The 14,146-nt window shown below is 71.2% G+C and carries 10 protein-coding genes, 1 tRNA gene and 1 pseudogene; 11 read left to right on the plus strand and 1 reads right to left on the minus strand.

What is annotated here, in order from left to right; genetic code table 11:
• The 8 genes and pseudogenes from VFV89_RS20865 to pyk form a co-directional block, all read left to right on the plus strand.
• Positions 1 to 424: pseudogene (locus tag VFV89_RS20865) on the plus strand (indole-3-glycerol-phosphate synthase TrpC); the annotation flags it as partial.
• Positions 421 to 1,611: a tryptophan synthase subunit beta gene (gene trpB / locus VFV89_RS20870; RefSeq protein ID WP_329707905.1), complete on the plus strand. Its 1,191-nt coding sequence runs from the start codon at positions 421 to 423 to the stop codon at positions 1,609 to 1,611. The pseudogene VFV89_RS20865 and the gene trpB, both read left to right, overlap by 4 nt.
• Positions 1,608 to 2,435 (plus strand): tryptophan synthase subunit alpha, encoded by an 828-nt coding sequence (gene trpA, locus VFV89_RS20875; RefSeq protein ID WP_329707906.1) that lies wholly within the window; start codon positions 1,608 to 1,610, stop codon positions 2,433 to 2,435. Before trpB ends, trpA begins: the two co-directional genes overlap by 4 nt.
• Positions 2,428 to 3,039, plus strand: coding sequence for an SCO family protein (locus tag VFV89_RS20880; protein WP_329707907.1), 612 nt, complete (start codon positions 2,428 to 2,430; stop codon positions 3,037 to 3,039). The genes trpA and VFV89_RS20880 overlap by 8 nt, the downstream gene beginning before the upstream one ends.
• A complete protein-coding gene (lgt, locus tag VFV89_RS20885; protein ID WP_329707908.1) occupies positions 3,036 to 3,980 on the plus strand; it encodes a prolipoprotein diacylglyceryl transferase in 945 nt (314 codons plus the stop codon). The genes VFV89_RS20880 and lgt overlap by 4 nt, the downstream gene beginning before the upstream one ends.
• Before the next feature lie 112 nt (positions 3,981 to 4,092).
• Positions 4,093 to 8,664 carry a glutamate synthase large subunit gene (gene gltB / locus VFV89_RS20890; protein ID WP_329707909.1) on the plus strand — a complete coding sequence of 1,524 codons (4,572 nt, stop codon included), beginning with the start codon at positions 4,093 to 4,095 and terminating at the stop codon, positions 8,662 to 8,664.
• Entirely contained in the window at positions 8,657 to 10,153 is a 1,497-nt protein-coding gene (locus VFV89_RS20895; RefSeq protein WP_329707910.1) for a glutamate synthase subunit beta, read from the plus strand. The genes gltB and VFV89_RS20895 overlap by 8 nt, the downstream gene beginning before the upstream one ends.
• A gap of 109 nt (positions 10,154 to 10,262) precedes the next feature.
• Positions 10,263 to 11,735, plus strand: a complete 1,473-nt coding sequence (gene pyk / locus VFV89_RS20900) for a pyruvate kinase (protein ID WP_329707911.1) — start codon at positions 10,263 to 10,265, stop codon at positions 11,733 to 11,735.
• A gap of 9 nt (positions 11,736 to 11,744) precedes the next feature.
• Here the strand turns inward: pyk and VFV89_RS20905 are convergent.
• A tRNA-Leu gene (locus tag VFV89_RS20905) sits at positions 11,745 to 11,818 on the minus strand.
• Between the two features lie 78 nt (positions 11,819 to 11,896).
• Between VFV89_RS20905 and VFV89_RS20910 the strand changes: the two genes are divergently transcribed.
• The 3 genes from VFV89_RS20910 to VFV89_RS20920 all read left to right on the plus strand — a co-directional run bounded on the left by VFV89_RS20910 (position 11,897) and on the right by VFV89_RS20920 (position 14,146).
• Positions 11,897 to 12,085, plus strand: coding sequence for a hypothetical protein (locus tag VFV89_RS20910; protein WP_329707912.1), 189 nt, complete (start codon positions 11,897 to 11,899; stop codon positions 12,083 to 12,085).
• 10 nt (positions 12,086 to 12,095) lie between these two features.
• Complete coding sequence (locus VFV89_RS20915) at positions 12,096 to 12,701, plus strand: ANTAR domain-containing response regulator (protein WP_329707913.1); 606 nt, start codon at positions 12,096 to 12,098, stop codon at positions 12,699 to 12,701.
• Between the two features lie 92 nt (positions 12,702 to 12,793).
• Positions 12,794 to 14,146, plus strand: a complete 1,353-nt coding sequence (locus VFV89_RS20920; RefSeq protein WP_329707914.1) for a branched-chain amino acid ABC transporter permease — start codon at positions 12,794 to 12,796, stop codon at positions 14,144 to 14,146.

A 14,146-nucleotide genomic window follows, 5' to 3' on the forward strand; every position in this document is an offset into this window, starting at 1 on the left:
CGGCGCCGACCTCGCGCTGCTGATCGTGGCCGCCCTCGAGCAGCCCGAGCTGGTCGGCCTGCTCGAGCGTGCCGTCTCGATCGGCCTCACCCCGCTGGTCGAGGTGCACGACGAGGAGGAGGTCGAGCGCGCCCTCGACGCCGGCGCCACGCTGCTCGGCGTCAACGCGCGCAACCTCAAGACGCTCGAGGTCGACCGCGACACCTTCGCCCGCCTCGCGCCGCGCATCCCCGACGGCGTCGTCCGCGTCGCCGAGTCCGGCGTGCGCGGCCCGCACGACGTGTTCGAGTACGCCAAGCAGGGCGCCGACGTCGTCCTCGTCGGCGAGACGCTGGTCCGGGGCGACAACCCCCGCGAGGCCGTGGCCGACCTGGTCGCCGCCGGCTCGCACCCCTCCCTCAAGCAGCGCGAGGTCGGCCGATGACCGCACAGGCCTTCGCCGGCGACGGCACGTTCGGCCGCTTCGGCGGGCGGATGATGCCCGAGGCGCTGATGGCCGCGCTCGACGAGCTCACGGTCGCCTGGCAGGACGCGATGGCGGACCCGGAGTTCACCGCGGAGTTCGAGCGGATGCTGCGGGAGTACGCCGGCACCCCGAGCCTGCTGTACGACGCCACCAAGCTCTCCGAGCAGGCCGGCGCGCGGATCCTGCTCAAGCGCGAGGACCTCAACCACACCGGCGCCCACAAGATCCGCAACGTGCTCGGCCAGGCGCTGCTCACCCGGCGGATGGGCAAGCACCGGGTGATCGCCGAGACCGGCGCCGGCCAGCACGGCGTGGCCAGCGCCACCGCGGCCGCCTACTTCGGGCTCGACTGCACCGTCTACATGGGCTCGGTCGACACCAGGCGGCAGGCCCTCAACGTGGCCCGGATGGAGCTGCTCGGCGCGACGGTGGTGCCGGTCGACTCCGGCAGCGCGACGCTCAAGGACGCCATCAACGAGGCGCTGCGTGACTGGGTCAGCACCGTCGACCACACGGCCTACCTCTTCGGCACCGCCGCCGGCCCGCACCCCTTCCCCAGCATGGTCCGCGACTTCACGCGGGGCATCGGGGACGAGGCGCGCGCCCAGTGCCTCGAGCTGACCGGTCGGCTGCCGGACGCGATCGCCGCCTGCGTCGGTGGCGGGTCCAACGCGATCGGGTTGTTCACGGCGTTCCTGGGCGACCCGGACGTGCGCATCTACGGCTACGAGCCGGGCGGCGAGGGGGTCGACACCGGCCGCCACGCCGCGACGATCACGGCCGGCGACAGCGGGGTGCTGCACGGCGCCCGCACCTTCGTGTTGCAGGACGAGGACGGCCAGACCGTCGAGTCCCACTCGATCTCCGCCGGCCTCGACTACCCCGGCGTGGGTCCGCAGCACGCCCACCTGGCCAAGAGCGGCCGGGCCGACTACCTCCCGGTGACCGACGCGCAGGCCATGGACGCCCTGGCGCTGCTGGCCCGCACCGAGGGGATCATCTGCGCCATCGAGTCGGCGCACGCGCTGGCCGGTGCCATCGACGTCGCCCGCGACCTCGGTCCCGGCGGGTTGGTGCTGGTCAACCTGTCCGGCCGCGGTGACAAGGACATGGAGACCGCGCGGAAGTGGTTCGACCTGGCATGACCGAGTCCACCAGGGGCACGTCGACGGCCTTCGAGAAGGCCCGCGCGGACGGCCGCGCCGCGCTCGCCGGCTATCTGCCCGCCGGCTTCCCCGACGTCGGGGGCGGGATCGACGCCCTGCGCGCCATGGTCGAGGCCGGCTGCGACGTGATCGAGGTCGGGCTGCCCTACAGCGACCCGGTGATGGACGGCCCCACCATCCAGGCCGCCGCCCAGCAGGCGCTCGACCGCGGCGTCCGCACCACCGACGTGCTCAGGACCGTCGAGGCGGTGGCCGCCACCGGCACCCCCACGGTCGTCATGACCTACTGGAACCCCGTCGAGCGGTACGGCGTCGACAGGTTCGCCCGCGACCTGGCCGCGGCCGGGGGAGCGGGGCTGATCACGCCCGACGTCACGCCGGACGCCGACCCGCTGTGGCCGGCCGCCGCCGACGCACACGGCCTGGACAAGGTCTACCTGGTGGCGCCGTCGTCCACCGACGAGCGGATCGCGATGACCACCGCCGCCTGCCGCGGCTTCGTCTACGCGACCGCGGTGATGGGGGTGACCGGTGCTCGCGCAACGACCAGCGAGCTGGCCGGCCCGCTCGTCGCCCGGACCAAGGCCGCCATCGCGCGGCAGCACCACGACCTCGCGGTCGGCGTGGGCCTGGGCGTCAGCAACGGCGACCAGGCCGCCGAGGTGGCCTCCTACGCCGACGGGGTGATCGTCGGGTCGGCCTTCGTCCGCGCCCTGCTCGACCACCCCGACGACCTCGCCGCCGGGTTGCGCGCGCTCACCACCCTCACCGAGGACCTCGCGGAGGGCGTACGCCGTGCGTAGCCCGCGAGCCCTCGTCGCCGTCGCGGCGCTCGCGCTCTGCCTGAGCGCGTGCAACAGCGCCGAGGTCAAGGCCGGCGACCTGCACGGCAAGGTCCTCGACCCGCCGTTCAAGGTCGACGGGACGGCGCTGGAGGACACCGATGGCAGCCCCTACTCGCTGACCGCGGACACCGACAAGCGGCTCACCCTGGTCTTCTTCGGCTACACCAACTGCCCCGACACCTGCGGCATCGTGATGACCAACCTGGCCGCCGCCATGAACCGCCTCGACGACAAGGACCGCGACCAGGTGGACGTCGTCTTCGTCTCGACAGACCCGGCGCGCGACACCCCGTCGGTGGTACGCCGCTGGCTCGACCACATCGACAAGGACTTCATCGGTCTCACCGACCCGCCCGCGGACATCGAGACGATCGCCGCGGTGGCCAGGTCGATGGCGGTGGGCATGGGCGACCGCCTCCCGACCGGGGGCTACGACACCAACGCGCACAGCACCCAGGTCACCGGGATCGACAGCGACGACGAGGCCCCGATCTACTGGAGCCAGGACACCTCCCCGCAGCAGTTCGCCCAGGACATCCACACCCTCTTGGGGAAGCCATGACGACCCTCTCGATCCCGAGCCCGTCGCAGGGCGTCTGGCACCTCGGCCCGTTGCCGATCCGCGGCTACGCGCTCGCGATCATCCTCGGCATCGTCGCCGCGATCTGGATCGGCGAGCGGCGCTGGGTCGCCCGCGGGGGCCGGTACGGCGACGTCCAGGACATGGCGGTCTGGGCGGTGCCGTTCGGCCTGATCGGCGGCCGGCTCTACCACGTGGCGACCGACCACGAGCGCTACTTCGGCGCCAGCGGGGACGCCTGGCAGATCCTCTACGTCTGGCGCGGCGGGCTGGGCGTGTGGGGCTCGATCTTCCTCGGCGCCGTCGGCGCGATGATCTGCGCCTACCGCAAGGGCATCCGGATCGCGCCGATGGTCGACGCCCTGGCGCCCGGGCTCCTGGTGGCCCAGGCGATCGGCCGGTGGGGCAACTGGTTCAACCAGGAGCTGTTCGGCAAGCCGACCGACCTCCCGTGGGCGCTCCGGATCGACCCCGCACACCGACCGCCGGGATACGAGGACGACGCCACCTTCCATCCGACCTTCCTCTACGAGTGCATCTGGGACCTGGGCGCGTTCTTCGTGCTGATCGCCCTGGACCGCCGGTTCAAGTTCGGACACGGGCGGATGCTCGCCCTCTACGTCATGGCCTACACGCTCGGCCGCGGCTGGATCGAGATGCTGCGTATCGACACCGTCGAGCTGGACAACGTCTACGGGCTGCGGTTCAACGTCTGGACCTCGATCGTGCTGTTCGTCCTCGCGGCGACCTACTTCGTGGTCAGCGCGCGGCTCTGGCCGGGCCAGGAGGAGTCGCCGTACGTCGACGGGCACCGCGAGGACCGCCCCGCGCCCACCCCGGAGGGTGAGACGGCCCCGGCCGCGGCGCCCGACGCGGAGGCCGGAGGTGCCCACGACCCGGAAACGCCACCCGGCGCCGGCTGACCTGCTTGATAGGCTCAGTCGCCGCTAGGGCCAATGTCGTCCCCTGCGCCCGCATCGCTCGCACGACCGGACGTAGCACTCCACGCAGACTTCGACGACGGGAGTAGGACCTGTGCCCTACCCGCACTCGTTCCCGCCGCCCCAGGGCCTCTACGACCCGCGCCAGGAGCACGACGCCTGTGGCGTGGCGTTCGTCGCGACCCTGACCGGTGAGGCCAGCCACGACATCGTGCGCAAGGCGCTGACGGCGCTGCTCAACCTCGACCACCGCGGAGCGGCCGGCGCCGAGCCCAACTCCGGCGACGGCGCGGGCATCCTGGTCCAGGTCCCCGACGCGTTCCTGCGCGCGGTGGCGGCCGAGGCGGGCTTCGCGCTGCCGCCGCCCCGCTCCTACGCCGTCGGCACCGCGTTCCTCCCCGGCGACGACGAGCAGGTCGCCAAGACCCGCCGCCGGATCGAGGAGATCGCGGCCGAGGAGGGGCTCGACGTGGTCGGCTGGCGCGAGGTTCCGGTCGTCCCCGACTCGCTGGGCAAGACCGCGCGCGGCGTGCTGCCGCAGTTCGCCCAGCTGTTCGTGACCGCCTCCGGGCCGCGGCTGACCGGCATGGCGCTCGAGCGGCTGGCGTTCTGCCTGCGCCGGCGGGCAGAGAAGGAGACCGACGTCTACTTCCCCTCGCTCTCGTCGCGGACCCTGGTCTACAAGGGCATGCTCACCCCGGCGCAGCTCGACGAGGTCTTCCCCGACCTGCGCGACGAGCGGATGGCCACGGCGCTCGCCGTCGTGCACTCGCGGTTCTCGACCAACACCTTCCCGAGCTGGCCGCTCTCGCACCCGTTCCGGTTCATCGCCCACAACGGCGAGATCAACACCGTGATGGGCAACCGCAACTGGATGCGTGCCCGCGAGGCGCTGCTGTCCTCGGACCTGATCCCCGGCGACCTCGAGCGGCTCTACCCGATCTGCACTCCGGGCGCGTCCGACTCGGCGTCGTTCGACGAGGTGCTGGAGCTGCTGCACATGGGCGGCCGGTCGCTGCCCCACGCGGTGCTGATGATGGTTCCCGAGGCGTGGGAGAACGCTCGGCCCGAGAAGGGCGAGATGGACCCGCAGCGCCGCGCGTTCTACCAGTTCCACGCCTCGCTGATGGAGCCGTGGGACGGCCCTGCGTGCGTGGTGTTCACCGACGGCGACCAGGTCGGCGCGGTCCTCGACCGCAACGGGCTCCGCCCGTCGCGCTACTGGGTCACCGACGACGGTCTGGTCGTGCTGGCCTCCGAGGTCGGTGTCCTCGACCTCGACCCGGCCTCCATCGTCCGCAAGGGCCGGCTGCAGCCGGGCCGGATGTTCCTGGTCGACACCGGCGAGCACCGGATCATCGAGGACGACGAGATCAAGTCCGCGCTGGCGAGCGAGCACCCCTACGCGGAGTGGCTGCACGCCGGGCTCATCCACCTCGACGACGTGCCCGACCGCGAGCACGTCGTGCACACCCACGCGTCGGTCACCCGCCGCCAGCAGATCTTCGGCTACACCGAGGAGGAGCTCCGGGTCCTGCTCACGCCGATGGCCAACACCGGGACCGAGCCGCTCGGGTCGATGGGCACCGACACGCCGATCGCGGCCCTGAGCGACAAGCCCCGGCTGCTCTTCGACTACTTCGCGCAGCTGTTCGCGCAGGTGACCAACCCGCCGCTGGACGCGATCCGCGAGGAGCTGGTCACCTCGCTGTCGGGGACCATCGGCCCCGAGTCGAACCTGCTCGAGCCGCAGCCGGCGTCGTGCCGGCAGGTCGTCCTGCCGTTCCCGGTCTTCTCCAACGACGACCTCGCCAAGATCCGGCACATCAACCTCGACGGCGACATGTCCGGCTTCCAGACCCACGTCGTGCGCGGGCTGTACGCCGTCGAGGGGGGCGGTGCCGCGATGGCCGCCCGGCTCGACGAGATCTGCGCCGAGGTCAGCCAGGCGATCTCCGACGGCGCCCGGGTGATCGTGCTGTCCGACCGGCACTCCACCCAGGAGCTGGCGCCGATCCCGTCGCTGCTGCTCACCGGCGCGATCCACCACCACCTGGTCCGCGAGAAGACCCGGACCCAGGTCGGGCTGCTGGTCGAGGCCGGCGACGTCCGCGAGGTGCACCACGTCGCGCTGCTCATCGGCTACGGCGCGGCCGCGGTCAACCCCTACCTCGCCATGGAGTCGGTCGAGGACCTCGCCCGCGAGGGCTACTACGTCAAGACCCAGCCCGAGGTGGCGGTCCGGAACCTCATCAAGGCGCTGGGCAAGGGCGTGCTCAAGGTGATGTCCAAGATGGGCGTCTCCACGGTGGCGTCCTACACGGGCGCGCAGATCTTCGAGGCGGTCGGCCTGTCGCAGTCGCTGGTCGACAAGTACTTCGCCGGCACGACCTCCAAGCTCGGCGGGGTCGGACTCGACGTGATCGCCGAGGAGGTCGCGCGGCGGCACGCGACGGCCTACCCCCGCGGGGGCATCTCGCCCTCGCACCGCGAGCTGGCGATCGGCGGCGAGTACCAATGGCGCCGCGAGGGCGAGCCGCACCTGTTCGACCCCGAGACCGTCTTCCGGCTGCAGCACTCGACCCGCACCGGCCGCTACGACATCTTCAAGCAGTACACGGCGCGGGTCGACGAGCAGTCGGAACGGCTGATGACGCTGCGCGGGCTGTTCCGGTTCAAGGGCGCCGAGCTCACCGGTCGCACCCCGGTCCCGATCGAGGAGGTCGAGCCGGTCTCCGAGATCGTCAAGCGGTTCTCGACCGGCGCGATGTCCTACGGCTCGATCTCGCGCGAGGCGCACGAGACCCTCGCGATCGCGATGAACCGGCTGGGCGCGAAGTCCAACACCGGCGAGGGCGGCGAGGACGCCGACCGCCTCTACGACCCCGAGCGGCGCTCGTCGATAAAGCAGGTGGCGTCGGGCCGGTTCGGCGTCACCGCGGAGTACCTCACCAACGCCGACGACCTCCAGATCAAGATGGCGCAGGGCGCGAAGCCCGGTGAGGGCGGCCAGCTGCCGGGCCACAAGGTCTACCCATGGGTGGCCAGGACCCGTTACTCCACGCCCGGCGTGGGGCTGATCAGCCCTCCACCACACCACGACATCTACTCGATCGAGGACCTCGCCCAGCTGATCCACGACCTCAAGAACTCCAACCCGCAGGCGCGGGTGCACGTGAAGCTGGTGGCCGAGGTCGGCGTCGGCACCGTGGCCGCGGGCGTGTCCAAGGCGCACGCGGACGTGGTGCTCATCTCCGGCCACGACGGCGGGACCGGCGCCTCGCCGCTGACGTCGCTCAAGCACGCCGGCGGTCCGTGGGAGCTCGGCCTTGCCGAGACCCAGCAGACCTTGCTGCTCAACGGGCTGCGCGACCGGATCGTCGTGCAGACCGACGGCCAGCTCAAGACCGGCCGCGACGTCGTGGTCGCGGCCCTGCTCGGCGCCGAGGAGTTCGGCTTCGCCACCGCGCCGCTCGTCGTCTCGGGCTGCATCATGATGCGCGTCTGCCACCTCGACACCTGCCCGGTCGGCGTGGCCACCCAGAACCCCGTGCTCCGCGAGCGCTACACCGGCAAGGCCGAGCACGTCGTCAACTTCTTCGAGTTCGTGGCACAGGAGGTCCGCGAGTACCTCGCCGAGCTCGGCTTCCGGTCGCTGGACGAGGCGATCGGCCGGGTCGGTTCGCTCGACACCGTCGAGGCCGTCAACCACTGGAAGGCGGCCGGGCTCGACCTGACCCCGATCCTCCACGAGCCGGACCGGGACGCGTTCCCGGGCCAGGACCTCCACCGGACCAAGCCGCAGGAGCACGGCCTGGAGAAGTCGCTCGACGTCACCGAGCTGGTGCCGCTGTGCCGGCCGGCGATCGAGAGGGGCGAGCCGGTCCGCGCCCAGGTCGCGATCCGCAACGTCAACCGCACCGTCGGCACCATCCTCGGCCACGAGGTGACCAAGAAGTACGGCGGCGACGGGCTGCCCGAGGGCACCATCGACCTGACCTTCACCGGATCGGCCGGCCAGTCGTTCGGCGCGTTCCTGCCGCGCGGGATCACCCTGCGCCTCGAGGGCGACGCCAACGACTACCTCGCCAAGGGGCTCTCCGGCGGGCGGATCGTCGTACGCCCCGACCGCGTGGCGACCTTCCGGGCCGACGAGCAGATCATCGCCGGCAACGTCATCGCCTACGGCGCCACCTCGGGCCGGATCCACATCCGCGGCGGCGTGGGGGAGCGGTTCTGCGTGCGCAACTCCGGCGCGTGGGCGGTCACCGAGGGCGTGGGCGACCACGGCTGCGAGTACATGACCGGCGGACGGGTGGTCGTCCTGGGCCCGACCGGCCGCAACTTCGCCGCCGGCATGTCCGGCGGCGTGGCCTGGGTGCTGGACCTGGAGGAGCACCGCGTCAACACCGAGCTCGTCGAGCTCGGCCCCGTGGCGGGTGAGGCCGCCACCGAGCTTCAGCAGCTCGTGCGCGACCACCTCGACGAGACGGGCTCGGAGGTGGCGGCCGGGCTGCTGGCGGACTGGCCGACGTCGCTGACGCGCTTCACCGAGGTGATGCCGACCGACTACCGCGTCGTCCTCGAGGCCAAGGCGAAGGCGGAGGCCGCAGGCCTCTCCGAGAGCGAGGTCACCACCGCGATGATGGAGAGTCTGCATGGCTGACCCCCGAGGTTTCCTCAACAACGGCCGCGAGGTCGCGACCCGCCGTCCCGTCGACCAGCGGGTGCAGGACTGGGACGAGGTCTACCCCGACGGGATGGGCCGGGCTCTGCTGCCGATCATCTCGACCCAGGCCGGCCGCTGCATGGACTGCGGCATCCCGTTCTGCCACCAGGGCTGCCCGCTGGGCAACATCATCCCCGAGTGGAACGACCTGGTCTGGCGCGACGACTGGGAAGGCGCGATCGAGCGGCTGCACGCCACCAACAACTTCCCGGAGTTCACCGGCCGGCTCTGCCCGGCGCCCTGCGAGACCGCCTGCGTGCTGGGCATCAACCAGGACCCCGTGACGATCAAGAACGTCGAGGTCTCGATCATCGACAAGGCCTGGGAGAGCGGCTTCGTGCGGCCCCAGCCGCCCGAGTGGCTCTCCGGCCGGACCGTCGCGGTGATCGGCTCCGGCCCGGCCGGGCTGGCTGCGGCCCAGCAGCTGACCCGGGCCGGCCACACCGTCGCGGTCTACGAGCGCGCCGACCGGATCGGCGGGCTGCTGCGCTACGGGATCCCCGAGTTCAAGATGGAGAAGAAGCAGCTCGACCGGCGGCTGGACCAGATGCGCCGCGAGGGCACGGTCTTCCGCACCGGAGTCACCGTCGGGGAGGACCTCACGGCCGAGTCGCTGCGCGAACGGTACGACGCGGTCGTCCTGGCGATCGGCGCGACCGAGCCCCGGGACCTCCCGGTCACCGGCCGCGAGCTCGGCGGGATCCACCAGGCGATGGAGTACCTTCCGCAGTCCAACCGCGCATCGCTCGGCGAGGAGGTCGAGGGCCAGATCACCGCCGAGGGCAAGGACGTCGTGATCATCGGCGGCGGCGACACCGGCGCCGACTGCCTCGGCACGGCGGTCCGGCAGGGGGCCAGGTCCATCACCCAGCTCGAGATCCTGCCCGAGCCGCCCGAGGCCAGGCCGGCCGGCCAGCCGTGGCCGACCTACCCGATGGTCTTCCGGGTCTCCTCCGCGCACGAGGAGCAGACCGACCGGGGGCTGGGCGGCCGGGTCTACTCGGTCTCGACCAAGGAGCTCCTGGACGACGGGTCCGGCCAGGTGTCCGGGCTGCGGCTGGTCGAGGTCGTCCTCGAGGACGGCAGGTTCCAGGAGGTCGAGGGCTCCGAGCGCGAGATCCCGGCGCAGCTGGTGCTGCTCGCGATGGGCTTCCTCGGCCCCGAGAGCTCTGCTGGATCCGGGGGAGGCCTGGTCGAGCAGCTCGGGGTCGATCTCGACGAGCGCGGCAACATCGTGCGCGACGCGTCGTACCAGACCTCGGTGCCGGGCGTCTTCGTCGCCGGTGACGCCGGGCGGGGCCAGTCGCTGATCGTGTGGGCCATCGCGGAGGGCCGGGCCGCCGCGTCCGCCGTCGACGCCCACCTCACCGGCTCGACGACGCTGCCCTACCCGATCAAGCCCACCGAGCGTCCTCTCGTCGTCTGACTGTCTACCCTCGTGAGCTTCGTTCCCCGGGCCGCGACGACGCTCGCTGCGCTCGCGACGCGTGATGGTCATTGTTGGAACGATCCAATCCTAGGTAGGGTGTGGGCACGTGAGAAGAGCCAAGATCGTGTGCACGCTGGGTCCGGCCACGTCGAGCGCGGAGCGGATCAAGGAGCTCGTCGCCGCCGGCATGGACGTCGCGCGGCTGAACATGAGCCACGGCACGCACGAGGACCACGCCGAGACCTATCGCCTGGTCCGCGAGGCCTCCGACGCCAGCGGGCACGGGGTCGGCATCCTCGCCGACCTGCAGGGGCCCAAGATCCGGCTGGAGACCTTCTCGGGCGGCCCGGTCACGCTCACCCCGGGGATGACCTGGACCATCACCACCCGTGAGGTCGACGGCAACGCCGAGATCTGCGGTACGACGTACAAGGGTCTGGCCGGCGACGTCGCGGCCGGCGACCCGATCCTCATCGACGACGGGAAGGTCAGGCTGAAGGTCACCGAGGTCCGCGACGGCACCGACGTGGTGTGCGAGGTCGTGGTCGGCGGCAAGGTCAGTGACCACAAGGGCATCAACCTGCCCGGCGTGATGGTGTCGGTCCCGGCGCTGTCGGAGAAGGACGTCGAGGACCTGCGGTTCGCGCTGCACCTGACGGTGGACTACATCGCGCTCAGCTTCGTGCGGAGCGCGGCCGACGTCGAGGACGTGCGCAAGGTCATGCGCGAGGAGAACATCATCCTCCCCGTGATCGCCAAGATCGAGAAGCCGCAGGCCATCGAGAACCTCGACGAGGTGGTCTCGGCCTTCGACGGCTTCATGGTCGCCCGCGGCGACCTCGGGGTGGAGTGCGCTCCGGAGGAGGTGCCGTTCCTCCAGAAGACGATCATCGACAAGGCTCGCCTCAACGCCAAGCCGGTCATCGTCGCCACCCAGATGCTCGAGTCGATGATCTCGAGCCCGTCGCCGACCCGCGCGGAGGTTTCCGACGTCGCCAACGCGATCCTCGACGGCGCCGACGCGGTGATGCTCTCCGGCGAGACCGGCGTGGGGGAGTACCCCGTCGTCACCGTCGAGACCATGGCGCGGATCATCGGGGCCACCGAGGCGCACGCGATGGAGCAGCAGGAGGTCGGCACCCTCCGCGTGCTCCCGTGGGACCCGCACACCAAGTCGGGGATCATCGCCAAGGCCGCCGGCGAGGTGGCCGAGCGGGTGGGCGCCAAGTACGTCGTCGCGTTCACCCAGTCCGGCGACTCCGCCCGCCGGATGTCCCGCTTCCGCGGCCCGGTCCCGGTCCTCGCGTTCACCCCCGAGGCCCAGACCCGCTCCCAGCTCTCCCTGTCGTGGGGGGTCGAGACCTTCAAGACCCAGAAGGTCGAGCACACCGACGAGATGGTCGCCCAGGTCGACGAGCAGCTGCTCAAGATCGGGCGGGTCGAGAAGGGCGACCTCGTCGTGATCATCGCCGGCTCGCCCCCGGGGATCCCGGGCTCGACCAACGCCCTGCGCGTGCATCGCATGGGTGACGCGGTCGACGGCGTGGCGCCGGCGTACCGGCGGATCCAGGCCGACTAGCCGAGTGGGTGCCCCGAGTGGGATTCGAACCCACACTGGATGAGGTTTGAGCTCATTGACTCTGCCGGTTGGTCTATCGGGGCGACGGCCTCAGAGGTTACCGGGAGCGGCTTCATGGACTCGCCTTGGGAAAAGTCGAGTAATCCACTACAGTTTGACGAGTGATCTCACTCGCGACGCTGCGCCGGTGGCCCGTGGCCAGCAACGACCAGGCGGTGCGCAACGCCCGGGCGGCGGCCACGGAGTGTTCCCGGCTCCGCGTCGAGCGGGCCGAGGTCGAGCAGTACCTCGCGCGGATCGCGTCGTCCACCCAGGAGGAGGCGGCGGAGGCGGTCGCATCCGGCGGTTAGCCTGTCGCCCGTGAACCAGGCGGCGGACGGGGCCACGAAGCGGGTCGTGGTGGCCGAGGACGAGGTCCTCATCCGCATGGACCTCGCGGAGATGCTCGCCGAGGAGGGGTACGACGTCGTGGGGCAGGCCGGCGACGGGGCGACCGCGGTCGACCTGGCCGGGCAGCTCCGGCCCGACCTGGTGATCCTCGACGTCAAGATGCCGGTCCTCGACGGGATCGCCGCCGCTGAGCAGATCGCCGGCCAGCGGATCGCACCGGTGGTCATCCTGACGGCGTTCAGCCAACGCGACCTCGTGGAGCGGGCCCGGGACGCGGGCGCGATGGCCTACCTGGTCAAGCCGTTCACCAAGGAGCAGCTGGTCCCCGCGATCGAGCTGGCGACCAGCCGGTTCTCCGAGCTCAGCACCCTCGAGGCCGAGGTGGCCGACCTGACCGAGCGGCTGGAGACCCGCAAGGCGGTCGAGCGCGCCAAGAGCCTGCTGATGCAGCAGCTGAGCCTGTCCGAGCCCGAGGCGTTCCGCTGGATCCAGAAGACCGCGATGGACCTCCGCCTCTCGATGCGACAGGTCGCGGACGGAGTCGTCGAGCACGGCCCTGGCATACCCAAGCCGTAGGACGACCCGCGGTCGCAGGGGTGGCGCAATCGGCAGTCCCCACCCATAGACTGCCGGGCAGCATCCAGCCGGGTGCGTGGGAGGAGGACCCATTGTTGTCTCGAACCAGCCTTCCTGAGCGCGGGGGGATCGCCAGGACCGCGGCCTACCTCGGGTTGCTGATGCTGGTCGCGCCGCTCCTCCTGTTCTTCTCGGGCGGCCCGGCCGAGGCGCTCACGCTGTGCGTGCCCAAGGCCGACGAGACCGCGTGCATCGCCGGCACCATGGGCAGCCGCGCCGAGCCGATCTCGGGCGTCGACGTCATCCTGACCAAGCCCGACGGGACCACCGAGACCCAGACGACCGCCGAGGACGGCAGGTTCGCCTTCGAGGTCACCGAGGCCGGCGACTACCTGGTGGGCGTCGACCCCGACACCCTGCCGAAGGGCAGCGAGCTGCGTCCGCCGTCGGAGGCGAGCCTGCGCGGCCCCGATGGCAGCATCAAGGTCGACAACGTCCAGCTCGGCAAGAGCTACGGCCCGACGCTGGCCGTGCGGGCCAAGGGGTTCAGCACCTCCACCAGCAAGTGGGACGAGTTCCTGCAGTCCAGCGTCAACGGCATCCGGCTCGGCCTGCTGCTGGCGCTGGCCAGCGTCGGCCTGAGCCTGATCTACGGCACGACCGGGCTGTCGAACTTCGCCCACGCCGAGCAGGTGACCCTGGGCGGCATGGTGGGCTACGGCCTGGTCAACCTGCTCGGGTGGAACCTCTGGATCGGCGGGCTCGGGGTCATGATCATCTGCGGCTTCACGGGGTGGTTCCAGGACCGGGTCCTGTGGCAACCACTCAGACGCAGAGGGCTGGGCCTCACCCAGATGATGATCGTGACGATCGGCCTGTCCCTCGCGATGCAGTACTCCTTCCAGTTCTTCGCGGGGGCGGATACCAAGCGGGTGGTGGTGGAGCAGGCCACGGTCCGCACCTTCGGACCGATCACGATCACCGACCGCTCGCTCGCGGCCATGGCGATCTCGGCGGTGTTCCTCGCACTGGTCGGCTTCGCGCTCCTGCGGACCCGAGTGGGCCGCGCGACCCGGGCGGTCTCCGACAACCCGGCGCTCGCGCAGGCCTCGGGCATCGACACCGACAAGGTGATCCGGCTGGTGTGGACCGTCGCGATGGCCCTGGCGGGTCTCTCCGGCCTCCTCTACGCGCTCGTCGTCAACGGGATCAAGTGGGACACCGGCCTCCAGATCCTGCTGCTGCTGTTCGCGGCGGTGACGCTGGGCGGTCTCGGCACGGCGTTCGGCGCCCTGGTCGGTGCTCTCATCATCGGGCTCGTCGTCGAGCTCTCACCACTGGTGATCCCCGGCGACTTCAAGTACGCAGCTGCGCTGCTCATCCTCATCCTGCTCCTGCTGGTGCGGCCGCAAGGCCTGCTCGGCCGGGCTCAGCGGGTCGGCTAG

Origin of the sequence: Nocardioides sp., assembly GCF_036274455.1 — a bacterium.
Taxonomy (GTDB): Bacteria; Actinomycetota; Actinomycetes; order Propionibacteriales; family Nocardioidaceae; genus Nocardioides.